This is a genomic window from Klebsiella oxytoca (assembly GCF_009707385.1).
Lineage (GTDB): Bacteria > Pseudomonadota > Gammaproteobacteria > Enterobacterales > Enterobacteriaceae > Klebsiella > Klebsiella oxytoca_C.
This window is the reverse complement of sequence record NZ_CP046115.1, coordinates 2,383,448-2,407,167: the sequence shown is the minus strand read 5'-3', so window position 1 is coordinate 2,407,167 and position 23,720 is coordinate 2,383,448. Positions and strand designations below refer to the sequence as shown.

General features: G+C 48.6%; 21 protein-coding genes and 3 pseudogenes. 12 read left to right on the top strand and 12 right to left on the bottom strand.

The window, feature by feature from the left end; all coding sequences use genetic code 11:
- Positions 1-18: 18 nt before the first annotated feature.
- A complete protein-coding gene (locus GJ746_RS11120; protein ID WP_154680244.1) occupies positions 19-1,188 on the bottom strand; it encodes a M20 aminoacylase family protein in 1,170 nt (389 codons plus the stop codon).
- A gap of 170 nt (positions 1,189-1,358) precedes the next feature.
- On the opposite strand from GJ746_RS11120, the gene GJ746_RS11115 reads away from it, so the two are divergent.
- The 8 genes and pseudogenes from GJ746_RS11115 (at position 1,359) to GJ746_RS11080 (ending at position 10,939) form a co-directional block, all read left to right on the top strand.
- Positions 1,359-3,665, top strand: coding sequence for a helix-turn-helix domain-containing protein (locus GJ746_RS11115; protein WP_154680243.1), 2,307 nt, complete (start codon positions 1,359-1,361; stop codon positions 3,663-3,665).
- Between the two features lie 170 nt (positions 3,666-3,835).
- Complete coding sequence (locus tag GJ746_RS11110) at positions 3,836-4,120, top strand: hypothetical protein (protein ID WP_154680242.1); 285 nt, start codon at positions 3,836-3,838, stop codon at positions 4,118-4,120.
- 370 nt (positions 4,121-4,490) lie between these two features.
- The gene (gene sapA, locus GJ746_RS11105) at positions 4,491-6,134 is read left to right on the top strand and encodes an ABC transporter substrate-binding protein SapA (RefSeq protein WP_154680241.1); all 1,644 of its coding nucleotides are present in this window, start codon (positions 4,491-4,493) and stop codon (positions 6,132-6,134) included.
- A complete protein-coding gene (sapB, locus tag GJ746_RS11100; protein WP_154680240.1) occupies positions 6,131-7,096 on the top strand; it encodes a putrescine export ABC transporter permease SapB in 966 nt (321 codons plus the stop codon). Before sapA ends, sapB begins: the two co-directional genes overlap by 4 nt.
- Before the next feature lie 201 nt (positions 7,097-7,297).
- Positions 7,298-7,812: pseudogene (locus GJ746_RS11095) on the top strand (SOS response-associated peptidase family protein); the annotation flags it as partial.
- Positions 7,813-7,968: 156 nt separating this feature from the next.
- Positions 7,969-9,144 carry a serine hydrolase domain-containing protein gene (locus GJ746_RS11090; protein ID WP_154680239.1) on the top strand — a complete coding sequence of 392 codons (1,176 nt, stop codon included), beginning with the start codon at positions 7,969-7,971 and terminating at the stop codon, positions 9,142-9,144.
- Positions 9,145-9,406: 262 nt separating this feature from the next.
- Positions 9,407-9,709: pseudogene (locus GJ746_RS11085) on the top strand (SOS response-associated peptidase family protein); the annotation flags it as partial.
- Positions 9,710-9,973: 264 nt separating this feature from the next.
- Entirely contained in the window at positions 9,974-10,939 is a 966-nt protein-coding gene (locus tag GJ746_RS11080) for a toll/interleukin-1 receptor domain-containing protein (RefSeq protein WP_135647319.1), read from the top strand.
- Between the two features lie 277 nt (positions 10,940-11,216).
- On the opposite strand, the gene GJ746_RS11075 is transcribed toward GJ746_RS11080, so the two are convergent.
- Together GJ746_RS11075 and GJ746_RS11070 are read right to left on the bottom strand one after the other, a co-directional pair.
- Complete coding sequence (locus GJ746_RS11075; RefSeq protein WP_154680238.1) at positions 11,217-12,482, bottom strand: Y-family DNA polymerase; 1,266 nt, start codon at positions 12,480-12,482, stop codon at positions 11,217-11,219.
- Between the two features lie 2 nt (positions 12,483-12,484).
- Positions 12,485-12,904 (bottom strand): translesion error-prone DNA polymerase V autoproteolytic subunit, encoded by a 420-nt coding sequence (locus tag GJ746_RS11070; protein ID WP_154680237.1) that lies wholly within the window; start codon positions 12,902-12,904, stop codon positions 12,485-12,487.
- A 452-nt stretch (positions 12,905-13,356) separates the two neighbouring features.
- Between GJ746_RS11070 and GJ746_RS11065 the strand changes: the two genes are divergently transcribed.
- Positions 13,357-14,958, top strand: coding sequence for a hypothetical protein (locus GJ746_RS11065; RefSeq protein WP_154680236.1), 1,602 nt, complete (start codon positions 13,357-13,359; stop codon positions 14,956-14,958).
- A 179-nt stretch (positions 14,959-15,137) separates the two neighbouring features.
- Here the strand turns inward: GJ746_RS11065 and GJ746_RS11060 are convergent.
- Positions 15,138-15,297, bottom strand: a pseudogene (locus GJ746_RS11060) (helix-turn-helix domain-containing protein); the annotation flags it as partial.
- 251 nt (positions 15,298-15,548) lie between these two features.
- Here GJ746_RS11060 and GJ746_RS11055 point away from each other — a divergent pair.
- Together GJ746_RS11055 and GJ746_RS11050 are read left to right on the top strand one after the other, a co-directional pair.
- Positions 15,549-17,276 (top strand): hypothetical protein, encoded by a 1,728-nt coding sequence (locus GJ746_RS11055; RefSeq protein ID WP_154680235.1) that lies wholly within the window; start codon positions 15,549-15,551, stop codon positions 17,274-17,276.
- A gap of 1 nt (position 17,277) precedes the next feature.
- The gene (locus tag GJ746_RS11050; protein WP_154680234.1) at positions 17,278-17,466 is read left to right on the top strand and encodes a hypothetical protein; all 189 of its coding nucleotides are present in this window, start codon (positions 17,278-17,280) and stop codon (positions 17,464-17,466) included.
- Between the two features lie 183 nt (positions 17,467-17,649).
- Here GJ746_RS11050 and GJ746_RS11045 read toward each other — a convergent pair whose 3' ends face one another.
- From GJ746_RS11045 to GJ746_RS11025, 5 genes are all read right to left on the bottom strand, one after another.
- Positions 17,650-18,486 (bottom strand): hypothetical protein, encoded by an 837-nt coding sequence (locus GJ746_RS11045; protein WP_154680233.1) that lies wholly within the window; start codon positions 18,484-18,486, stop codon positions 17,650-17,652.
- Positions 18,487-18,494: 8 nt separating this feature from the next.
- On the bottom strand, positions 18,495-20,141 hold the full coding sequence (locus tag GJ746_RS11040) for a hypothetical protein (RefSeq protein ID WP_154680232.1): 1,647 nt from the start codon (positions 20,139-20,141) through the stop codon (positions 18,495-18,497).
- 598 nt (positions 20,142-20,739) lie between these two features.
- Entirely contained in the window at positions 20,740-21,141 is a 402-nt protein-coding gene (locus tag GJ746_RS11035; RefSeq protein ID WP_154680231.1) for a DUF2513 domain-containing protein, read from the bottom strand.
- Between the two features lie 75 nt (positions 21,142-21,216).
- Positions 21,217-21,600 carry a hypothetical protein gene (locus GJ746_RS11030; RefSeq protein WP_154680230.1) on the bottom strand — a complete coding sequence of 128 codons (384 nt, stop codon included), beginning with the start codon at positions 21,598-21,600 and terminating at the stop codon, positions 21,217-21,219.
- A gap of 107 nt (positions 21,601-21,707) precedes the next feature.
- Positions 21,708-21,950, bottom strand: coding sequence for a hypothetical protein (locus GJ746_RS11025; RefSeq protein ID WP_413773429.1), 243 nt, complete (start codon positions 21,948-21,950; stop codon positions 21,708-21,710).
- 850 nt (positions 21,951-22,800) lie between these two features.
- On the opposite strand from GJ746_RS11025, the gene GJ746_RS25380 reads away from it, so the two are divergent.
- Positions 22,801-22,971 (top strand): YnfU family zinc-binding protein, encoded by a 171-nt coding sequence (locus tag GJ746_RS25380; protein WP_227852769.1) that lies wholly within the window; start codon positions 22,801-22,803, stop codon positions 22,969-22,971.
- A 59-nt stretch (positions 22,972-23,030) separates the two neighbouring features.
- Here the strand turns inward: GJ746_RS25380 and GJ746_RS11020 are convergent, their stop codons facing one another.
- The 3 genes from GJ746_RS11020 to GJ746_RS11015 are packed head-to-tail and all read right to left on the bottom strand — an operon-like array spanning position 23,031 to position 23,720.
- On the bottom strand, positions 23,031-23,303 hold the full coding sequence (locus GJ746_RS11020; RefSeq protein WP_154680229.1) for a hypothetical protein: 273 nt from the start codon (positions 23,301-23,303) through the stop codon (positions 23,031-23,033).
- Positions 23,300-23,494 (bottom strand): hypothetical protein, encoded by a 195-nt coding sequence (locus tag GJ746_RS25375; protein WP_227852767.1) that lies wholly within the window; start codon positions 23,492-23,494, stop codon positions 23,300-23,302. Before GJ746_RS25375 ends, GJ746_RS11020 begins: the two co-directional genes overlap by 4 nt.
- Complete coding sequence (locus tag GJ746_RS11015) at positions 23,445-23,720, bottom strand: hypothetical protein (RefSeq protein WP_154680228.1); 276 nt, start codon at positions 23,718-23,720, stop codon at positions 23,445-23,447. The genes GJ746_RS25375 and GJ746_RS11015 overlap by 50 nt, the downstream gene beginning before the upstream one ends.

Below are 23,720 nucleotides of genomic sequence, written 5' to 3'. Positions count from 1 at the left end.
GTCCTCTCGTTGCGGAAATTAACGCAAATAGTGTTCCGTCAGGGCGCACCACAGCGCGGCGCCTTTCAGCAGCAGGGCATCGTTGAAGTCGTATCCCGGGTTATGCACCATACAGCGATCCGCTTCATCTCCGGCCCCGATGGTGAAATAGCAGCCGTTCGGATTGCGTTCGAGCATAAAGGCAAAATCTTCGCTGCCCATAAACGGCTTCACCTCACCGACCTGCGTCTCGCCAAACAGCGAGGTCGCTACCTGACGGACCATCTCATTGGCTGCCGGGTTATTTCTTAAAACCGGGCTGCCGTTAACGTGCGTTAAAGTTGCGCTGGCGTTGAAACTTTCGGCCTGAGCGACGGCAATATCATGAATGCGATGCAATACCGTCTCGCGGACCTGTTCATTCAGCGTGCGCACCGTGAGTTTCATTAACACCTTGTCGTTGATAATGTTCGGCGCGTGCCCGGCCTGAATGCTGCCCACGGTCACCACCACCGGTTCAAACGGCGTGATATTTCGGGAAACGATGGATTGCAGCGCCAGGGTGATATGACAAGCAACGAGGGTGGCATCGACGGTGTGCTCCGGCACCGCCCCGTGTCCTCCCACACCTTTGACCTCAATATGCAACGTATCGGAGGAGGCCATCATCGCACCGTCGCGCAGGCCTATTCTGCCTGTCGGCTGCCCCGGCATATTATGCAGCCCAAAAATGGCATCGCAGGGAAACTGTTCAAACAGGCCGTCCTCCAGCATCACTCGACCGCCATAAAGCAGTTCTTCTGCAGGCTGGAAAATAAGCTGCAGCGTGCCGTTAAACTGTCGGGTGCGCGCCAGGTATTCAGCGGCATACAGTAAGGTGGTGGTGTGGCCATCATGACCACAGCCGTGAAAACGCCCGTCGACCTGGCTGGACCACGCTTTGCCGCTCATCTCCTGCATCGGCAGCGCGTCCATATCCGCCCGTAGTCCCAGCCGTTTTTTACCGTTTCCCACGCTTAAGGTAGCGACCACGCCGGTGCCCGCCAGACCGCGATGAACCTGATAGCCCCACTCGCCGAGCAGACGGGCAACCTCCTCGCTGGTTTTATGCTCTTCAAAACCGATTTCCGGCTGCTGGTGGAAACGGCGGCGAAGCGCAACAAACTGCGCCTCGTTAACCTGTAATGCCTCAATAATCGGGTGTGTCATTTTTATTATTCCTGTGTTGTGTTTGCACGACACATTCGAGTTTATGCATCCCTGACGGCTTTAAAATGCGCTTTTTTGTTTTATAGTGACGGATTATTAATGAGTGTTTTTCATACAAAACGGTTATGACAAAAAACAACACGTTGTTTTTTGTCTTCAGGAGGTCGGCGGTGGAGCACCATTCAGTAGACTTTAAGGTTGCGGTTCGCGATATCCGGCAGTTAAGTCAGGAGGAAACCGATGGCCTGACGCTGATATGGTTGCTTGAAGGCAGCGTGGAACTGCACCACGGCGCTCAACATCAAGGCCTGCAGGCTGATGAACTGGCGATAGTCAATCGCGACCACCGCTGGAGCCTGAGCAGCAAAACGGCAAATGTAGTGATGGCGTTGTCGCTAAGCGCCGGGTGGCTAACGCGCCTCGACGGTGATTTTTTCTCCAGCGATTATCAGAGCCGCCCTGAAACGGCCGATGCCGAAGACTCGCTGCGTCATTTGATGCGGCAGCTGCTGGTTCTTAATCTGGTCAATCCGCAAACCCACTACCGGCTGGAAGCCAACCGCTGGCTCAGCGAAATCGCCCTTCTGCTGGCCTCACGATTCCGCCATCCTCTGACGGCCCAGCCACCGCGCGGCGCTGAACGTCGGAGTCAGCGAATCAACAGAGTGGTGGCACGAATCGACGGCAACTTTCAACGGCGACTGTCGCTGCAGGAGATAGCCGCAGCGGAGTTTGTTTCTGAAGCCTGGTTGTCGCGTCTGTTTCGTAAAGAGGTAGGCATTAGCTTTATGCAGTACATCACCGGGCTGCGGCTGCGCAAAGCAGCCGAACAGCTGACGACCACCCGCAAGTCAATACAGCAAATAGCGCAGCAGCATGGTTTCGCCAGCAGCCGGGTGATGAGTGACCTGTTTAAACGCGAGCATGGTCTGACACCACGCCAGTTTCGCCAGCGGCAAGCGCAGCCCGCGGTTGAATCACCCCGTCCGCCTGGCCATCAGCCCGATCGCTGGCAGGCGGTGTCATTCGACCGTCTTTACTCCCGGCTTAACGCGCCGCCAGCTCACGGCGTGGATAGCCCGCCGCTGCGCCTTAATCCCCAGCAAACCCGCCATCTTGATCTGCGTCAGCTACCGGCTCGCGCCGCGCCGCTGCGTCATACCCGAATGGTGGTTACCGTTCGTGAACTCGACGATCTGCTACGCGAGGATATTCGCCGCGAGCTGGAGCAGCTGCACGCCTCGCTCCCCATTTTCGCCATCGATATCCACGATCCTTTTCTGAGTAGCCGTCTGTTTGGTACCGGCTGGGACGATCCGCAAATGACCGGATACGCCTGCTGGTACAATCTGCAGCATATATTTAGCTGGCTGGCGACCATGGGCTGGGCGGTAATACTGCATACCGGGCTTACCACTCGCGGCGATCTGCTTCAACGCTTTCTGCGTTTATCCGCCAACCATTTTCCGCCGGCCACTCTGGCCAGCTGGCGTTTTGTCTGGCACTGGTCTCCTCAGGCCAGCGATGACGCTCGGGATCACGCGTGGCAGCAACAAAAGTCGATCCTGCACAAATTTTCGCCGCAGTCGGCGCTGGGGATCTGGCATCGTTTTCCGCAGTCGGTTGAGGACGATCCTCTTCTGCATTCGCCGCTGCTGGCAGAGGCTGATTTTCTTGCCTGCCAGGCCGATGCCAACGAACTGCTGGATCTGGCGCAGGTTGACGGCCAGAATCTGGCCGCCAGCGAACACTACCCGGTCCACAAATTGCGCAAGCTGCACAGCGCGCTGCGCCAGCGGCAGCTTCTGCTGCCGATCTGGCTACTCTCATGGAATACCCTGACCGGCGATACCCGCGATACCAACGGCCGTTTCTTTCGCGGCGCGCTGCTGATGGATAATCTGCTGGGGCTGGCGGATCAGGTATGGCTAGCAGGGTTCTGGCTGAATTCAGGTTTGCAGGGAGAAGCTCGAGCTAACGGCAAGCTTGATACCTCAAGCCTGGCGCTGCACTATCTCCACGGTCTGCCGCGCCCGGTCTACTGGGTTTTGTGGTTATGGCACAGGCTGCGGGGTGAGGTGGTAATCAACGACAAAAATTTGCTGCTACTGCGCGATAACGACAATTTCCAGCTGCTGTTGCGCAATACGGTCGTGTTTAACCCCTGGCTCTCCAGCGAAGAGGCGTTTATTCAGCGCTTCAGCCAGCCCTGGAGCGTGCATATCAGTGGCCTTGAGGGGCGCTGGCGAATCAAACAGCACCTGTTCGATCGACAGCACGGCGCGCTCTTCCCGCTGTTCGATAATTTCCGTAGCCAAAGCGGGCCCGATGATGAAGACTATCGCTGGCTGATGCACCGCGCGCGCCCGGCGCTGCGGGTCAGTGAAGAAACGCCGGACCGCGACCGTTGGCTGCTCGTCGACTCGCTGGAGAGCAACGCGCTGGCGCTATATGAATTTACTTCTCTCGGTGATTAATCAGTGACAGTGTCACAACAGCCCACTCTTCTATCAGCGTCAGCACGGACGAGGAATGAGACTTTCAAAAGAGCGAAACCATCCGATGATGGTTAAAAAATTGTAACTAGTAAGATTCCTTGATGTGAACTATCATCTGCGCATCTTGAGCCAATGGACTGAAAATACAGATGATTCCGGTTAACTCCTCCACGCTTAGCCGCTATGCAGCACACGTCAGCCTGGTCCATACCATGAAGAGCCACAAAGCTCCGGCCCTCTCGGTGATGATGATCTTTTCAGACCTGATGATTCGCTCAACCGAGGATTCCTATCGGCAACAGGGCTGGGAAATAACCCCGCATAAAAGCGGCCTGGTACTGCGAACTTATATCGCTAACCATCACGATGGCGGAATGCTGGAAATTACGCCCAAAGACTATATCGCTCGATATAACCGACTCCTTCCGCTGTAACCCTTCATTTCTCCAGCCAGCCGTGCTTTCACGGCTAGCTGGAGAAACCGCTAATAAACAGATACCATGTGGCACTTATTGGGGCGCCAGAGAGCAAAACAGCGCCATGCTTGATACGAATTGAGCCTTCGAACCGTACTGCATATGAATCTACAGAATGACTTTCTTAATCAACGCCTCGCTTGTCTGCTGCCAAACGCAGGGTGATTTAAGAGGTATACTCGAAGTTAACAAGCGGTATGAATTTGAATCAGTTGGCCAAATATCCAACGCAGCCATCGCTTACATTATCTCCATAAGCAATAAGGTGGTGGTAAATGTCATTTAATATTAATAAGATAGAGCCCTGCTCTATAATCAAAAAGAAACTATGCGCCTGAAATTGTCTTCTCTCCTGGCAGCGGTAACTCTGCTGTGCGGGCAAGCTTTTGCCACGCCCACGCTGCCTGCGAACGCGGATATTCGTGATAGCGGCTTTGTTTATTGCGTGAGCGGTCAGGTTAACACCTTCAATCCACAAAAGGTCAGCAGCGGCCTGATCGTTGATACCCTGGCCGCCCAGCTCTACGACCGACTGCTGGATGTCGACCCTTATACCTACCGCCTGGTCCCTGAACTGGCGGAAAGCTGGGAGGTGCTGGACAACGGCGCAACCTACCGCTTCCACCTGCGTAGCGGCGTGCCTTTCCAGACCACGTCCTGGTTCAAACCGACCCGTAATTTTAATGCCGATGACGTCATTTTCACCTTTGGCCGGATTTTCAATCGCGACCATCCGTGGCACAACGTTAACGGCAGCAGCTTCCCCTATTTCGACAGTTTACAGTTTGCCGACAGCGTAGAGAGCGTACGTAAGCTGGATAATCAGACCGTCGAGTTTCGTCTTAAGCGTCCGGATGCCTCTTTTCTGTGGCACCTGGCGACCCATTACGCCTCAGTGATGTCGGCAGAGTATGCCACCAGGCTGGCCCACAACGATCGTCAGGAATTGATCGACCGTCAACCGATCGGTACCGGTCCGTTCCAGCTAGAAGAATACCGCAGCGGTCAATACATCCGCCTGCAGCGCCACCCGGCCTACTGGCGCGGCAAGCCGCTGATGCCGCAGGTGGTGGTCGATCTCGGTTCCGGCGGCACCGGGCGCCTGTCAAAATTGCTCACCGGCGAATGCGACGTGCTGGCCTGGCCCGCCGCGAGCCAGATCTCGATTTTGCGTGACGATCCGCGCCTGCGCCTGACGCTGCGCCCAGGGATGAATATCGCCTGGCTGGCGTTTAACACCGCCAAGCCGCCGCTTGATAACCCGGAGGTCCGCCATGCGCTGGCGCTGGCGATTAACAATCAGCGTCTGATGCAGTCAATCTACTACGGCACGGCGGAAACCGCGGCCTCTATGCTGCCTCGCGCCTCCTGGGCCTACGACAACGATGCCAGGATCACGGAATATAATCCGACGGAAGCCCGCGCCCGACTTAAAGCCCTGGGGCTGGAAAAACTGACGTTGAAGCTGTGGGTACCGACCAGTTCGCAGGCGTGGAACCCTAGCCCGTTGAAAACCGCCGAGCTTATTCAGGCTGATATGGCGCAAATTGGCGTTAAGGTGGTGATTGTGCCGGTTGAGGGGCGCTTTCAGGAGGCCAGATTAATGGACATGAACCACGATCTGACGCTTTCAGGATGGGCTACCGACAGTAACGATCCGGACAGCTTTTTCCGCCCGCTGCTGAGCTGCGCGGCGATTGCCTCGCAAACCAACTATGCTCACTGGTGTAATCGCCAGTTCGACGAGGTGCTGCAAAAAGCGCTTACCTCCCAGCAGCTGGCCTCGCGAATTGAGGCGTATAAAGAAGCGCAGCACATTCTTGCTACTGAACTGCCGGTGCTGCCGCTGGCATCCTCCCTGCGTTTGCAAGCCTACCGTTACGACATGAAAGGTCTGGTACTGAGCCCATTTGGTAACGCCTCTTTTGCTGGCGTTTCGCGGGAAAAAGAAGACGAGGTGAAAAAACCATGATTATTTTTACCCTGCGTCGCCTGCTGCTGCTGTTAATTACGCTTTTCCTGCTGACCTTTGTCGGTTTCAGCCTGAGCTACTTTACTCCCCACGCGCCGCTGCAGGGGGCCTCGCTCTGGAATGCCTGGCTGTTCTGGTTTGAGGGCGTACTGCACTGGGATTTTGGCGTTTCCAGCATCAACGGGCAGCTGATTTCCGAGCAGCTTAAAGAGGTCTTTCCCGCCACGATGGAGCTCTGTATCCTCGCCTTCGGCTTTGCGCTGGTCGTCGGAATTCCCGTCGGCATGCTGGCGGGGATTATGCGAAATAAATGGCAGGATACCCTGATTAGCGCCCTTGCGCTGCTGGGCTTTTCTATTCCTGTATTCTGGCTGGCGCTGCTGCTGACCCTGTTTTTCTCCCTCACCCTGGGCTGGTTTCCGGTCTCAGGACGCTTCGATTTGTTGTATGAAGTGAAGACGGTTACCGGCTTCGCGTTGATCGACGCGTGGCTTTCCGATTCACCGTGGCGCCATGAAATGATCGTCAGCGCGGCGCGTCATATGGTGCTGCCGGTACTGACCCTGGCGGTCGCACCGACAACGGAGGTGATCCGTTTGATGCGCATCAGCACCAGCGAAGTGTATGACACCAATTATGTAAAAGCCGCCGCCACTCGCGGCGTATCGCGACGGACGATTTTACATCGCCACGTACTGCACAACGCCCTGCCGCCAGTGATCCCGCGCCTGGGACTCCAGTTTTCCACCATGCTAACGCTGGCGATGATTACCGAAATGGTTTTCAGTTGGCCCGGACTGGGGCGCTGGCTAATCAACGCCATTCGTCAACAGGACTACGCCGCTATTTCCGCAGGCGTGATGGTTATTGGCGCGCTGGTGATTATTGTGAACGTAATATCCGATATTTTGGGTGCGATGGCGAACCCACTGAAACACAAGGAATGGTATGCCCTACGATAGCAATTATGTAAATTGCAAATAAATCATTTAAAATCATTAAGTTAATTAATTATTTTTTGATTTCAAATTGATTTAAATACACAAATTTGTACACATTATTTTCTTCGTTCGCTCCGACAGTCGTTTGTTGATCTGGCTGTCGGAGCTATCCCCCTTCAAACCATACCTCCTATATTTTCAGTCTGAAGACTGGAGGTAACCATGTGTGGACGTTTTGCTCAATCACAGACTCGCGAAGAATATCTGGCTTATCTAGCAGAAGAGGCTGAGCGGGATATCGCCTTTGACCCCGAACCGATCGATCGTTACAACGTGGCGCCCGGTACCAAAGTTCTGTTGCTGAGTGAACGCAACGAAGAACTGCACCTCGATCCGGTTCATTGGGGTTACGCGCCAGGGTGGTGGGATAAGCCAGCGCTCATTAACGCTCGCGTAGAAACCGCGGCGACAAGCAGAATGTTTAAGCAGCTATGGCAACATGGCCGGGCGATCTGTTTCGCCGATGGTTGGTTTGAATGGAAGCGTGAAGGAGACAAGAAACAGCCTTACTTCATCCACCGTAAAGACGGCAAGCCCATATTCATGTCGGCGATCGGAATCACCCCATTTGAGGTGGTGATGAGGCGGAAGAGTTTCTCATTGCCACGGCCGCAGCTGATAAAGGCCTCGTTGATGTACATGTTCGGCGCCCACTTGTCCTGGTACAGGAAGCCGCCTGAAAGTCTTCAATACGGCCCCGATGGGTGTGAGGCTCCTAGTTTTATCCGTGTCATAACCTGCCGGAGATATTGACTACACTTGAGATGATGCCGGTATTATGAATACGCGGCAGGCTGTAACAGATACTCTCTTTCGGCAATAAGGAGGCGCCCATGGCGTCCTGCTCTCCTCCCGATGAAGTTATACTAGACTCTGCTATTGATAAGGCTCTTGCCACGCTGCCACCGCTTCCCGAAGGCGTAATTATAGCTATTGGATGGGCGATAAGCTCAGAGCAAGGCGTGGTAGTGGATGAAGATATTCACTTTCGTGGTCAGGCTCTGCAGTACGATGGTACAAAAACCGCGCCTGACCAACAGACATTATTTAAGCTGGCTTCAGTCAGTAAACTCTTCACCGCGCTGGCTTATTCTTATTCGTTATCCGATCCGGATTGTCAGATTAATGAGGAGACGACACTACAGTCGTTGATGACGTTCTCCGGAACGATGGCGCCAGCGCTTAATCCGCTGCCTCTGTTATCTCTAGCGAATTACACCAGCGGGCTGCCAGCTGATAATGTAAGCTCACCTCCGCCAGGACTGCACCCTGACCCGAGCCCCTATAAGATATACAGTGTTGATGAAATGCAGAGCTTTTTGGATAGCACCCACTTCTTCGTTTTTCCGCGCGGAGAGTTTTATCATTATTCCGATCTGGGATTTTCTTTGCTGGGTGCAGCCGTGGCAAGGGCCTATGGTATGGATAATATAAATGACTGGATGAGAGCCTATCTTTTCGAGAATACGACGATGAATATGACGGCGTCACGTTATTGTCCGCTTCCTCCAGAGTCCAGGCCGGACAATTTCCCTGTCGGTTTTGAGTATATTCAGGGGGATAAAAAATATAACGAAGTTCAGGAATTTTATGATGGATTGTTTGGCGCTTATTACGGAGGTGGCGGCGTGATGCTCCCAGCCGCAGATATGATGACCTGGATGAAGTTTAACATGGGATGTTTGGCACCGTTCCCTGATACCCCGCAGATACTTGCCCGAATGCAGAACAGTTCGACGCCGGTACGTACTCCGAATGATGAGGCGTTAGGATTAGGATGGTTTATTTCCCAGGAGCAACCGTTGCTTGCTAAGAATGGCGATTTGCCAGGGGTTAATACTGCTATTGTGATTTCGAATAGTCCTCAGCCGGGAACAGTATCGTCATCCGTTGGTGTGTTTGTCTTAATCAACCTTTCTGGTGCTGGCGATTTGGCGACGAATATCGCAACGCAAATATTTCAGACTATCAACCGAAGCCCAGTCATTCCACCAATTACGGGAGCCTGATTTAGCCGGGGGATTGTTCCGCCGCAGATACGCGGCGGAATTATGAATATTGTCGTCGTTTAGCCACTTCTACCAGGCCGCAGCTCAGCAGGTAATAAACCAGTCCGGTAAATATAAATATTCCCATCGTGTAGATTTATGTCTATTTAAATGGAATATTCTCTTTTAGAGACCCTAAGACATACACTTAAAGAGAACTTCGCAATTCGCTCATAGCGGCCTCCACTAGCTACAGAACCAGCAATAACACATTTCAAAAGGTATTTTTATGGCGGCGATCGGCAGCGTACCTTTTGAACGCGGCGACGAAGCTGAAGGATTTTTGATTGTGACCGCCGCAGCTGATCAGGGTCTCGTCGATATTCACGACCGCCGGCCACTCGTCCTGGCACCGGAAGCCGCACGCGAATGGATGAGGCAGGATATCGGAGGGAAAGAGGTGGAGGAAATAATTGCTGATGGTGCTGTGTCAGCGGACCATTTCACCTGGCATCCCGTCTCCCGTGCGGTGGGTAACGTTAAGAATCAGGCGCCGGAATTAATTGAAGCTATTGAGCGCCTATAAATTCATAATGTCCGCAATGTGTCAAGCGGACATTTGTATACGCGACAATTTTGAATTTTCTAAGTAAAACTGGACTTCCTACTTAGTATGGAGGCCTCTAGAAATAATCATTTTAAAATCCGTTAACATTTGGTAATATGTATTCGATAGCTATCTTTATTTCCTATCTCCACTACGGTTCTGAGATAGGAAAGTTGATATGGATGTCGTAATGATGACGACACCAATGGTGCTCTGTTTGTCGCTGATAAAAGCTGAGGTCTCATGATTAATGTATTTATATCCTATGCAAGAGAAGATGTTTTAATTGCAAAAAAACTAACCGAAGAGCTTAGTCGATATGATTACAATGTATTTTTGGACCAACAATCGATTCGGCTTGGGTCTCATTGGCAAGAGGATATACTAAAGCATTTAAAAAACGCTGATGTATTTATCGCACTTGTTACTGAACATAGCGATAAGTCTTACTATTTTAATATAGAGGTTACTGGTGCTATATCCTATGTTGCTAATAGCAATCGGGATAAGCTTGTTTTGCCAGTGGTACTGGATAAAGAAGCTCTTAATGATAGTGATCTTGGGGCGTTCCAGGCATTATTCGCACGTTCTGATGATATGACAAACCTCGTTAATGAAATTGTAAATGCTATCAGCCGCTTCGAAGGAGCCCGAGTAGCTCAGGAAGAGAGAAAAGAAATTCGAGCAAAAGTTCTTAAAGATGAATCAGCCGATTATATAAGTGAAACAATTGAGGATCTTAAGGCGCGCGAAAAAGATGGTCGTCAATTATCTTCAAGATGGCATTTTGCTGGATATGGGGCATTAGTAGCTTCTGTCCTTTTCGTATTAATTCTTTGGTTTTTAGCTGAGCGTTCATTTGTACAATCACCTCTTGATACTACTAGACTGATTTTCGATGCTATTAAAGGTGTAACAGTTGTAGCGTTACTTTTGGGCTTGGCAAGGTATTCATTTTTAATGGCAAAAACGCATCAATTAGAAGCTTTGAAGAATGCCGATCGACTGCACGCAATTTCGTTCGGGAAGTTCTATATGCGCGTTTTTTCTACGCAAATATCTCAAACTGAATTGAAAGAAGTATTCCAACATTGGAATACTTCAGGGGCATCAGATTTGTCGCATCTTGATGTAGATAAAATTGATTCAAGATTTATTGAACTCTTTGGGAAAATCTCTGAAAAATTTGATATTAAAAATAAATCTTAACTAAAGATTCTACTTATCAAGACTAGCAATCAAGTTAAGTCCGTTCCTCGCTCAAGCTGTGTGAAAACGTTTGTGATTGCAGAAACAGCCAAGAGCAGAGCTGAAAAACGCACTCATACGTAAAATCTGACGCTGCTTGAGCAGTCGAACGGTTCTACATTTTGCATAGCCTCACGCACTTCGGTGCTCGGTCTGAGTTTTCACTCGGTCTGCGCTCTGAACGGACTCCTGTAGGAGTAGAATCGGCGATAGTACAATGCAATACTGATGGGCTGAATCACCTGACTTTGAGCAAGTCACTATATCTCGTGGTGTACCGAGGCGAAAGCATTTCTCGCTTCATCTGCCAGGCGGCCTGGATTCCCTGTCCTGCAAAATACAGCGTCCCCCTACCATCCTTTGCGTTGAGATGGTCGAGAACCTCCATCAGTTTCTCGCTGTTCTGCCGTGGTGCGTTCTCATCAAAGAGGTTGAGCTGCGCTACGCCCTGGCTGTAGAAATCGCCCAACATTACACCTGCTTTCTGATAACGTTGCCCATCTCGCCAGATTGCATCAAGGCATTTCGTCGCCGCGGTGATTATGTCCCTACTGTCTTGTGTAGGCGTTAGCAGCTTTACTGATGCACTGTTGCCGTAATACGGCTCGTTCAGGGCAAAAGGACTGGTTTTAACGAACGCGGAGATAAACCGGCAGTACTGATGTTCGCCACGGAGTTTCTCAGCTGCCCGCGAAGCGTATGAGCATATAGCCTGCCTCATCTGCTCGTATTCAGTGACTCGTTCGCCAAATGACCTGCTACAAACAATTTCCTGTTTTACCGGTGCAAATTCTTCAAGGCCAAGGCATGGTTCGCCACGTAGCTCCCGCACTGTGCGCTCAAGAACAACATTAAAATGCTTCCGGATAAAACGGATATCTGTGTCGGCAAGTTTTAGCACCGTGTCTATCCCCATAGCCTCCAGCTTTTTGCTAATACGGCGCCCAACACCCCATACTTCATCAACCGGCAGGAGAGCCATTAACTTTCTCTGCCGTTCCAGATTCGACAAATCAACCACACCCCCGGTCTGCCGCTGCCACTGTTTCGCAGCGTGGTTAGCCAGTTTTGCCAAGGTTTTAGTCTGGGCTATGCCAACACCAACGGTAAGATGCGTCCTGCGATGCACAGTCTCGCGAATTTCCCGGCCAAAGTCGGTAAGGTCGCGGCAGTTACGGACACCGGTAAGATCGCAAAATGCTTCGTCGATACTGTAAATTTCGCATCGCGGGGCCAACTCCTCCAGGGTCGTCATTACACGGTTAGACATATCCGCATAGAGCTCATAGTTGCTACTAAACGCGATAATGCCGTGCCGGCTGAACATATCCTTCTGCTTGAAATATGGCTCCCCCATTTTGACGAAGGGCTTCGCCTCAGCAGAACGAGCTATCACGCATCCATCGTTATTCGAGAGGACGACAACTGGCCGTCCTTTCAAATCTGGCCTGAATACCGTTTCGCATGATGCATAGAAAGAGTTCACATCACAGAGCGCAAGCATAGTCAGCCTGCAGATTTAACGATGTATGTGACAACACCAAACACATCCAGTGTATCTTCGCTTCCGACGATAATCGGGGAATAGGCGCTATTCATTGGGTTAAGCTGTACCCGGGGATGCAACTGTAGTTTTTTTACCGTGAACTCACCATCAACAGCCGCGATGACGATATTTCCATGTACAGGCTTACGGGAACTATCGACGACGAGTAAATCCCCTTCACTGATCCCCCCCTCAATCATGCTGTCGCCAGCAGCTTTCACAAAATACGTCGCACTGGGGTGATTAACTAATAACTCATTCAGGTCAATGCGTTGCTCAATGTAATCCTGTGCAGGACTCGGAAATCCGCACTGCACAAGGTCACTATATAGCGGAATCAGGATAACCCTGCGTAACTCGACTGGCGTGTAGAACTGCATAATATACTCGCTCACATAAATACTGTTTATATATACAGTAGTTTTATCTTAGCGACATATCAATATAGGTTTTGGCTATCAATTTTAGTCATTGAAGTAACGTATTGATGACTCAGGAAAGGCGAGTACTAGCACCATTTTCACTTGTCGATTTTCTACTCAACCATGATAGAGGATAGATTTCAGGCCTCCCGTTTGCGTGCTACTTCTTGACACTGTGTATTTATACAGCATGGGTTTGAGGAGTATTTAACAAGAGGATGAAAAATGAACAATTCCATAACGAATGATGATTTACGTGCCGACTTAATTTCAAGCGAGCAAGGGATGGGTGACAGCCTTGTTAACACGCTCCCAGGAGTCAATTCAGTAAAGCCCGCTTAGTAAAAGATAAGCTAGACGATTTTCCTTGTATCTTAGATTACGCAACTGATAGCGTAAATGATGATACAATGCGCTTTAAAAGAGTTCTTCAGGAAGGTCATAAAGTTGTTAAATTGCCACAACGTTCAATTGCAGGAGCCCTGAGAGTCGGTGAACTGGATATTACTTCTCCATTGGTTATTGAGGGACAAGGTGTAACTTCCATTAACTCACTTAGCTCTACTATTATTAAAATTGCAGACGCATCATATGGAATACAATTTCTAGGAAATAAAGATAACCGGCCTCACGGTGGCGGACTTCGTTATATTGATATTCGGGGAGAAACAGATAACTCAACAGGTATACTTCTTCGTGTAGAATCGTGGTCATATTTTTGGTGCGAAATGCTAGCGCTACAAAATCTTGCGGGCTGGGGTTTATCATTGCGAAATGTTGCTGAAGGCGGCATTAATACTTATCTTTGCAGAAGGCTGGGTAGCGATACTACAGGATGTATACAGTTTGAAGATTATCTGGATAACAAAAACAACAATGTGAACAATTTTAGTCTTACACGTGGAACGCTTGGGTTTAACTCTGGAAACTGGATTTATGGAACTGATTACTCTAATCTTGATGCCATCTGGATTGATAAAAACAAGTTCGAATATGATGATAAGCCTGCATCTGGAAACATTACTTCAAAGCATGTTATATATTTAGGACAGGCAAACAGAGTAAGTATCGACCATAATGTATTTACTAACTATAAGCTTACCAACACTAACATTTACTCTCATTGTATAAAGATTGGTGAAAACTCTCGTGTACAACCTACCATCACGAAAAATAAATTTCACGGTTGTGACAATGTCTTGATTGAGATAGCTGGCGGCTCTGTCGGTGGCAGCGAAAACGAATCTAATCGAGGTAATGCAACAGCAGATGGAACTTTTATTTGCACATCTAACCTTCCTCAGGATATCCAACCATTGATATTTCATTCTAACAATGGAGTTAAGAATAAGAGATCCCACTTTGATGTACTAGGATTTATTTCTTCCCATCAAATGATTGGAACTGTCAATAACCCATTTGTACCTGATTCAAGCTCTATGACTCACTACCTTACCGTAATGTCAGTTCCTGCTTCTACCGAAATTCGTCGCGGAACGATATCCTCAGCACTTATTTCTGAAAAAGATTTTGTTCATATCAGTGCCCGCTTGAAGAATGTATCAGATATAACCTCGGATGTTATACTTACTCTTGATGGTGTTAATTACGGGCCAGTGAGTGTCTCAGCTGATGGCATTTGGAAAAACTATAAATGGCAAATTCGACCTGATAAAATATCAGTTGGGGCATTCATCCTAACAAATGGAGCTGCTCCAGTACTATTCGATGGTGTTTTTATCGAAAGGAAAGAATATTTCGACTGGTCTTTTGCATGGAATCCTGGAGCTATTGCTGCTGGTCAGTCAGCAACCTCCCCTGTACAAAGCGTGAAAGACACAATTGGATTTCTACCATGGGTAGTTAAAGCAACTGCCAACGGGTCTACATCGGGAGCTGAACTACAGGAAAGTGTGGATACATTAGGTAACGTAACTATTATTTGCAGGAATAATACTACAACATCGATAACCCCCTCATTTTCTCGGATTCGTATACGATATGAATCTTAATTTCAAATAGCCAAGTTACACATATATTTTAAACAATATTAATAAACATAGGGGATTATTTTTTACGAATTTATCACTATTTCGGCCAACAATCTGAAGAAAATTTTTGCTAGATATGCCCCCTCCATAGCATTTGGCTCACCTGCGGGCTCTTGCATACGCTTCGCAAGTGAGCCACCTTACCCAACAGGCAAATATTTATAAATGGTCTTTACCCCTACCTCGATCACGTTGGCCACTTGCTGGCGGGTGGCTCCGTTCGCCAGCATTCGGCGGCATCATTCGACGACCTCTTTCAGTCATTACTCGCCGGCGATCACCTATCCGGCTCTGCTCTCTCTACTGCTTTTCAGGTTTTTGGGTGTCAGGCTATCAATTCGTTCACCATCTCAAGTAGCGCATTCATCACGCAGAAAGAGCTAGCAATCAAGTATCTATCGAGCTCATCAGGCTCTAAAAACTTCCCCTACGCGCATGCAAGCGGAAAGCTCATTTCTGAAAAGAATAAATTCGCAGTTATCTCTCTTGCAAAAAATACTGTTTATTTATACAGTTATTTTAATACAATACATAACCGATAGAGAGTTAATATGAGTAATCTTTTTGATGACAATAGTTTACGAGCTGACCTAAGCTCAAGTGAAGAAGGGTTGGGCAGTGCTCTTTCTATGCATCATGACGGAAAAACAGTCGCCAAACACATCGACGACTATCTCGATTTAAGGCGTAACATCACAACGCTTGCAGCTCTGAAATTAACCGCTGACGGCTGGACTGATCAAACGGCGGCATTCCAGGAGATACTTGATACATTTGCAGCCGGGGATGATTACTGGCAAATTGACGGTAACGGTCAAACGATTGTCATCAGTGATATGATAACAATTGACGTAGCCCGTGTCGGATTATGCAACATTGTAATCAAACATACCATTGTGTCCTCTCCGACCCCAATATATGCCCTTAAAATAAATGGTTCTGCTTTCAGTGATCGGAGAAGCAAGGGGAGATTCGCTAAATGGGAAGGCGTATGGCTGCAGGGTGCTGTTAGCAGAAATCAGGGGAACGTGCATGGAGTTCTGATATCCCCCACCAACTCAATTGCACAAGTTGCAATGAGAGATATTGACATTCAGCGCTTCGATGGTGGCCTGGTACTGGATACTAATACTTATCTACCGATATTTGAAAACTGGACAATTCACAACTGTAATATATGCCTGACAACAACTACGTATACTGAGTATAAAGCCACGGGCACTCCCGGCACCGCTTTATCCAATTCAGGTGAAAACATTCGTTTCAATAACTGCCTGTTTTCAGATTCAAATATGCTTGCTCGCCCTATGGGTATCGAGGGCTTTTTTCACTTCCTGAATACGTCATTCGATTACAGCGGATCATCATCTAGCCAAAACTATGACCAGTTTGCAGATTTCCGCCAGGGCTCTAGTGTGTATTGTACAGGATGCCATTTCGAATCCGGCAATGCCTCCGATAACTGGAGAGGTAATGTATTTCGTGTTAATACTTCTGTCGGGGTATCTCTCGATAAATGCACTATCCGCGCAAGCAATACATATAATGCGGCTCCGTACTTCTTCTACGACGAGGGTACCTATGGTCAGTTCTCAATGGATGACTGTAACGTATGGGGCCAGGGCGTTGTTTGGTGGAGTAACCGTGGACTGACAAAGTTCTACCCAATGATTAACGTCCAGTCGTCGGCCGTCCGTGGGTATATTTCTGAGAAAAGCGACTTAATTACTGACCCGGATTTTAGCCAGTCATCAGGAATCGACCTGGTTGATAACTGGCATGTTGTTGACGGTACACGGTCCGGGGCAGTGGTCAGTGATATTCTGTCCTGTGAAGTTGTTACACACACTGACGGAGAAAATAATACTTATAGCTCTCTGAAAATAACGAAACTGAAAGCATTGACAGGTGCAACTCTTCGTCTATACGTAAAGGCGCCGAGAACAGACTTTGCACCACTTGGGCATGTGTCAATTTGCTCAGATAATATCCTGACGCCTACAGGTGTTGTTTCCGTTACGGTGGGCCTTGCTAAAACAAAAGGTCTATTTGATATGTATGGTATGCCGGTTCTCACAAAGGTTGTGCCAAAATACTCAAAGACAGTGCCTTCAATTAATACCACTATGACCAGAGTAAACGCTCGTGGAGTACTGACAAAATCAGATGAAAATAATGGTTATGACTATATATTCCTGTCTGTGAACCTCGGCGGACTGGCTGCGAAAGATGTTGTTTATATCTCAGGCGTAAATGTCGAAGTACCTAAAAGAGCATAATATGATTCCGTTTCAAAACCGCATTTACAGGAATGAGTTTGCTATAACTAAATTAGATGAGATCAGTGATGGTTTTATTTTTATTGCCTCATCCAGCGCTTTCGGTTCACCATCTGAAAACTTAATCAACGCCATCACGGATTACAGGAAAGAAGATGTGTCGGATGGTTACCTAGTACAGGTTATTTAGTAACAAACACCATTATTAGTGGGAAAGCATAACTTAATTTACCCAGGATTTTAAGATATGCATAAACCTTTCCTTCTAAATTTAGCCTTTTAATAGGAGAACCTAAGTAAGTTTGCGGCTATCATAAAATTGATAGCCGCATTTAGATAAATCCCCCGGTACCACCAGGGGAGTTTTACGTCATTACGGCAGCGCAGATGGACTTGTGGGTATAGTGTCACTGGAGTATTTACCGCCAGCACCAAAATTGACATTAAGCAGTTGCTGTTCCGCAGCAGTGAGTTCTGTAAAGGTCATCCCGGATGCCGTTACATCAACCAGATGGCACCGATAAAGAATCCAGGATTTACAGGCGTTATTTACCAACGAACCGAACCCGGACGCAGCCCCCCACACGGGTAAATCCTGATAATAAACCGTTGAGGTCAGGTCTGCCCCTGCCTTATCTGAGAGCTGACTGTGCAAGCCTGCCTCATCTGAAATCATGTTAGGAAGCCGCGAGATAATCAGCCGATTTGCTGAGGGGGATACCTGCGATGAAATAATGCACTCGACCGCCTGTTGCGCGCCTGTGCCTCCACCTGTCCTCGTTACCTGATAATGCATGAATAATGCAAACTGGCGCTCATTCTGATGTGCTGCGATATATTCCATGATGCCGGGGCACTGGAAGCGCCCACGGTGTCCTACCTGTTGATTGAGCAGCGACACGATACCGTGAATTCCCCCTTTATCCGTCCTTTCAAACAAGGCTTCTGGTGCTTCACCAGTAGTTACCAGCGAGTTATTCCATGCTAGCCGCAAATCCTTCGCCGTTTTAGCCGTCAGTTCCTCCGCCACTTCAGCAGCCAGATTATCTGTATACGTCGTAACTGCTGTGGCAGAAAAATTAAAATCTGCGGCTATTTTCTCAGCATCGAGCAGCATCAGCGATCCTGCGCAGAGTCCAGGATAGTTGTATAAAATAGGCAGGCGAGTATCTGTGAAATTTGCGCCATTCAGACTAACCATTTGTCCCATATGTCACCTCATTTAAAGAAAAAGTTATTATTCAGAATGTCCGCTATTCCCTCGCGGGCTGGGATGTTGGTATAGCTGTTACCCAGGTTAAAACCATTTCCACCATATGCCAGCGCCTGGCCGCCAGTCGGACTCATATGGGTAATATCGATGGCGATTTCTGACCATGTTCCGTTATTGTTCACGATGACATTACCTACAGTTCCTGCTGCAATGCGCAGGTAGTAATCAGCGTGTGATCCACCGGTTGGCGTTCCTGCGTTGCTCCATGTTCCCTGGTAGTTCAGCATGTTTGTTGTCAGTCCTGCTGGCATCTGAGCGTTGGCAAAAAATGACCAGGGAAGCACGCCATATTTCGCGGCGACCTGTTTCTCTGTCATGCCAGGGAATGTTGGATCGAAAGCGTCTGTTGCTGCGGATAGCATGATTTCGTATACAACTGCGTGTTGTTCAGGGAAAACACGGCGATACCACTCTGTGAGCTCATAGAGATAGCCGGTCTGCGCAAACTGATTTTCGTGCTGTGAGTAAACCAGCCTGACTCCGTTCCATGTCGCCTCACGCTGACCCATGATTGTCAGAAACAGGACGCGGATGAACAACGCGCCGGCAAGCCTGTGTATCTCCATTGAGCCTTCGCGGATCTGCGCGGCCCGGGCATCGGTTTTGGGTTGGTTGTTCTGTCCATGCCATGCCGCCATCGTCTGGCCAGCCCACCGATCCCCCCAGGAAATAATCTCCTGCTTCAGCATGCCGACGACCTGATCGCTTGTTGACCCACCGTAAGAACGGACTTCTCCACTTCGGCCCGTAGCAGCGATAATTGTTGCACCAGATGAACCGCTGCCAAACATTGAATCGCCAATCAGCAGCAACTTTTTGCCCAGGCCTTTACGCAGAGCCGAGGCGACCTGCGTTTGAAGGCGTATACCGACCGTGGTTGCTTCTTTATCCGCGCGCCGGAATTCCCACTCATCCGCATTCGCAGCACATCGCAGGCTGATACTTTGCCCGGCTGGAACCGTCACGGCTTCATCATTCGCAATTCGCACCCAACTGATGCCGTCAAATATTGCGTAGTCACCTGCCGTGTAACTTTCCCCGCCTGTATTCCCACTGGCAGATGCCTGGTAAACCACATTCGGACGGTCTGACGCCGGATAGCCTGCTGCCGGGGAAAACTCCCCGCCATAAAGCAGGAGATCACTGGTAGTGTTCAGAGCAGCAAATTGTGGCTGCAGGAATCCACCGCCTGCGGTTTGCAAGGTCAGGAATAACAGTGCGTCACCAGGAGAGAGCGTCATTCCTGCAAATGTTCCAGCCGAGGTGACCAGATACCAGGTATCGTTCTTTCGCGCTGCTCCTGAGCCAGGGGAACGCTGAATACGCCAGCTGGTGCCGTCATAGACCAGCAGATCGCCGAGATAGACGGACTGGCCGTTCCAGTTGCCCGGAACGGTTTCCGAAACGCTGGAGTTGACGTTGTATGCTTCGTAGCTGTAATAGTCGCCAGCAGAAAAAGAACCGGATGGAGTAGAGATAGTCGGACTGGTCAGCCGACCGCGGCGGTTAGTCGATGGCACGGCGCCAGGGTCATACGGCGCACCCTGCGCTTTCCCTGCGACTTTCAGACCAAATGAACGGCGGTACTCCATGATTCAGGGATCGACGTGTCGTCATCTTCATCATCATCTGACGTCTGCCCGATAAGCGAGATTGCATCCCCGGAAACAGCAACGGCATCAGCGCTGATGCTCACGTTACCCGGGTGTAGTTGGTACCTCCTCCCCCATACCTCCTGACACGACCAATCCTTTACCATAAATGTTTGAGTCAGCTTTAATCACTCCTCCGGTAAAGACGCCACCAGTGGTATTTAAGTTATGTCCAAACTTTATACCTGTATACTGTGGTGTTCTTACTGTAACCGTCAGTCATATAGTCCTTAACACTAACTATTTTATAGATACCATCAAGCTCTTTCTGAACAGTAGTACCGGCAGCTGTAACAACCAAGCTTGTGCCAGAGTTGGTGAATAAATTACCTGCGATTGAAACTTTCGATTGTGACAAAGGCATATCTGGTTCTCCAAAAAAACGATAGGAATTAAGGGGTATAGTGATATAGATTAAAACGTTCGCTGCCTGGTGTTATATATTCGCCGGGATCATCGTCCAGAACTGTCAGCCGCATATAAACTCCAATAAAAAAACCCCGCATAAACGAGGCTATTAAAATCATACTGCTAGTGATTAAATATATTTATCCAGTTGCTTCGCAAGTATTCTGTTAAACAATTCTTTAGAAACGGTTACTAATGTCCCGATACTTGCATCTTTGAAACTTGTTTTTAATGTTGCCCAAACTTCTTTATTCCGTATAGCCTCTAAAAAATCATGTCCGTTTGCTGTGAGACGTAGGGGTAAAACAGACCAAGAACCTCCGTCATCTGCTGATTCAGAGAATCCAAACCCACTACGCCCATCAGTTCTTGCTATCAAGTTGCGATCATCCAACAAGCGCATATGGAATAAAAACTCTGTGGTTTGATAACTAAATCCGAGATCATGCAAATGTCGTATATCTGTTTCTGGTTTATCAGAACACTCAAAAGCTTCTAGCAACCCCTTCAAATACTCATGGTCTATTTTCATGCAAAATCCTCTGTCGCATTTCCTCGGATACTTTAGCATTATCACAGGCACTCAGTGAATGCCTGCTGTAATGCCTTACTTAACCGTTTCGATGGTTGAGCCGTGGGAATTCATCACATATACCTGGTCGCCGGGATAGATGAACTGGTATCGAACACCGTCGAATGCCTTGCGCTTTGCGTGCTCAGGGCTTTCGAAGTCTTCTACCAGAATGGCAATGGCATCTTCATCCAGAACACCCTCGCGCTCGCTGACGATTAACTCTTCTTCCTGAAGCGCATCTGTGCATTGTGGGTCTGAATAGACACCTGGCAGCCAGATAGCGAAATCAGGGTTTGAGTGATCGTTTGTCTGCAAGAGAATATCGTCGAAACGCTCACACCCCGCGCGGGCAATGGTCACACTCGGCTGTTCGCAGATGTGGGTCACGCCGTTGATAATAGTCTTAACTGTAAACATGGTATTTCCTTCTTCTTCTGGTAATAAAAAGCCCCGCTATTGCGAGGCTCTGAACTCATAACTTGATTTTGCGAAGCACAGGTAGTCAGAAAGTATCGTGGCATGTCCTATGCATAAATCCCTCCGGCAATTCCGATTACTACAGCAAGTAACAGTAAAGTGATTGCTGTTTTCGGCATTAAAACACCATAAAAGGAGAAAGCTAGCCCTACGAAAGCAACAAGCAGCACCGGCCACATATCCAATAAAAGAAAGAGATAGCCTTTGAGGGCACTGTCAATTAGCACGCCCACATCACGAATTCCTTTAAGAAACAATACCGCTTGAATTTTATCACGAACAACCCTCACATGATCCGTTAATCGACCATCATGAGCTTACTCATTATTGATAGGTTCCCTTGGATAGTTAGCATGCACTGGTTTCTGAAGCCTCTATCGACACAGAAAATCATGATTTACCTCTTCGTTTTCGGATTCGGTGCACGCACTAACGTAGTACTATCCATATCTTCATATAATCATTAACATCATTCCCGCTCAAAATTGGCGGGATTTTTTTATCTGTCTTTCTTTACGCTGTCCGGCATTACTGTATCAACGATACTGACCAGCACTACACCACCAGCAATTACCGTCTTTTGGATGCCCGAAGGAAGCTAATAATCACTCTGTTCGGCGGTTTTCTTGCTGTACCCTACACGAATAGCGGCCTGTGTGATGGCTATGAAAAAGGCCGCAAAAGAGATGCGGCCTTTTGTCGTGCACAGTTATCGATTAAATAAACTCTCAGGAGCCACCGGGAGAGATGTATCTAAATGAGTAACTGACCTCCGACAGACTGGTGTTGGGACGGAGGTGCAATGAGAGTAGTGTGTTTCATTTTTTTTCATACCAGCAACCACGCAATATTGGCAGTTCTTCTTGTTAATCGATAATTACTATTCAATTAGTCTGGCCAGACAGATGATTGTCCTGCAAGGGGTTATCACGCTTACACAATTAAAATCTTTAAAAAAACATTAAGCGATTCACTCGCCATCGAACAGGTGCGATGGCCTTGCTCTGACGAAATTAGCTTTAATCTTTCGTTGCCATCTTCCGTATAAACAAAAATAGTCACAAAAAAATAAAGGTTAAAAAGTGAGCTATTTACTGTCCTGTGGTGTATGGTTAGCAATCACTCACGAGGATAAAAACCATGTCTATACTCAAAGACAAGATACGTACACTCAGGCCTGTAAAAAGCACCTGTCCTCACTGCTCTCGCCAGTCCACATATAGCCTGTCGAGAATTAAAAACGATATAACATTGATCTGCCCATACTGCGGAAATATTTTCCTTCCCTCAGAAAGTAAACCTATCAAGTAACTGATTGACTGCTTTTCTGAAGCTTAAGTACATTCTTAGGCTTCAGTAACCGAAACCACTCAACAATCAGCATCAGGGCGCGCTACAGCTCGACACGCCCACATACAGGCTTCCTGCATTTTGGTGCGAGCAATATCAAGGCAACGTAACGCCTCATTACGCTCGGACTCTTCTTTAACCACTCCATCCATAGTGGAATTGTGCTCTGTATCCAGAAGATTGCAAAAGTGACGACTCACATCTTTCAGGCGATTCATCCGCTCAATGTCGCCCGTGGTTAATGTGCGGTAGCCCTTAACGGTACTGCCGTCCTGCGGTTTAGCTTCGCTCATTTCGTAGCCTTTTCGGTTGGTTGCGGGCAGTTAGCCTGCACTGATTTGTTGTGCGCCAGAATGTCTCGCTTCGTCTGCATGTCCAGCGCGTCGATATCATGATCAGTCAGGTAGATGATCCGCACCCAACTGCACGCGGTATCAACCACCACCGGGGCGGGTGAATTGTTCGCGCAGCTCGCGATCAACATCGACATTGCCCATACGTTTAACGCTCTCTTCAACATCGCGGGCCTCTTTTGTTACTTCAGCTTTTCGCTCTGCCGCGGCGATGCTGGCAGCGGCGTGCTCTTCGGTACGCTGTTGTTTGGCTTTGGACTCCGCTTTATTTGTGCCGCGAGCATGTCCAATACCGAAAGCGCCAGCTATTAAACCAAACAGAATGGCCACCAGCCCCGCGATAGCTTCTATTCCCAT

Coding starts and splice junctions, on each gene's coding strand:
- GJ746_RS11120 (WP_154680244.1), bottom strand. CDS start 1,188: ATGACACACCCGATTATTGAGGCATTACAGGTTAACGAGGCGCAGTTT.
- GJ746_RS11110 (WP_154680242.1), top strand. CDS start 3,836: ATGATTCCGGTTAACTCCTCCACGCTTAGCCGCTATGCAGCACACGTC.
- sapA (WP_154680241.1), top strand. CDS start 4,491: ATGCGCCTGAAATTGTCTTCTCTCCTGGCAGCGGTAACTCTGCTGTGC.
- sapB (WP_154680240.1), top strand. CDS start 6,131: ATGATTATTTTTACCCTGCGTCGCCTGCTGCTGCTGTTAATTACGCTT.
- GJ746_RS11090 (WP_154680239.1), top strand. CDS start 7,969: ATGGCGTCCTGCTCTCCTCCCGATGAAGTTATACTAGACTCTGCTATT.
- GJ746_RS11080 (WP_135647319.1), top strand. CDS start 9,974: ATGATTAATGTATTTATATCCTATGCAAGAGAAGATGTTTTAATTGCA.
- GJ746_RS11075 (WP_154680238.1), bottom strand. CDS start 12,482: ATGCTTGCGCTCTGTGATGTGAACTCTTTCTATGCATCATGCGAAACG.
- GJ746_RS11070 (WP_154680237.1), bottom strand. CDS start 12,904: ATGCAGTTCTACACGCCAGTCGAGTTACGCAGGGTTATCCTGATTCCG.
- GJ746_RS11065 (WP_154680236.1), top strand. CDS start 13,357: ATGCGCTTTAAAAGAGTTCTTCAGGAAGGTCATAAAGTTGTTAAATTG.
- GJ746_RS11055 (WP_154680235.1), top strand. CDS start 15,549: ATGAGTAATCTTTTTGATGACAATAGTTTACGAGCTGACCTAAGCTCA.
- GJ746_RS11050 (WP_154680234.1), top strand. CDS start 17,278: ATGATTCCGTTTCAAAACCGCATTTACAGGAATGAGTTTGCTATAACT.
- GJ746_RS11045 (WP_154680233.1), bottom strand. CDS start 18,486: ATGGGACAAATGGTTAGTCTGAATGGCGCAAATTTCACAGATACTCGC.
- GJ746_RS11040 (WP_154680232.1), bottom strand. CDS start 20,141: ATGGAGTACCGCCGTTCATTTGGTCTGAAAGTCGCAGGGAAAGCGCAG.
- GJ746_RS11035 (WP_154680231.1), bottom strand. CDS start 21,141: ATGAAAATAGACCATGAGTATTTGAAGGGGTTGCTAGAAGCTTTTGAG.
- GJ746_RS11030 (WP_154680230.1), bottom strand. CDS start 21,600: ATGTTTACAGTTAAGACTATTATCAACGGCGTGACCCACATCTGCGAA.
- GJ746_RS25380 (WP_227852769.1), top strand. CDS start 22,801: ATGTCTATACTCAAAGACAAGATACGTACACTCAGGCCTGTAAAAAGC.
- GJ746_RS11020 (WP_154680229.1), bottom strand. CDS start 23,303: ATGAGCGAAGCTAAACCGCAGGACGGCAGTACCGTTAAGGGCTACCGC.
- GJ746_RS25375 (WP_227852767.1), bottom strand. CDS start 23,494: ATGTTGATCGCGAGCTGCGCGAACAATTCACCCGCCCCGGTGGTGGTT.
- GJ746_RS11015 (WP_154680228.1), bottom strand. CDS start 23,720: ATGGGAATAGAAGCTATCGCGGGGCTGGTGGCCATTCTGTTTGGTTTA.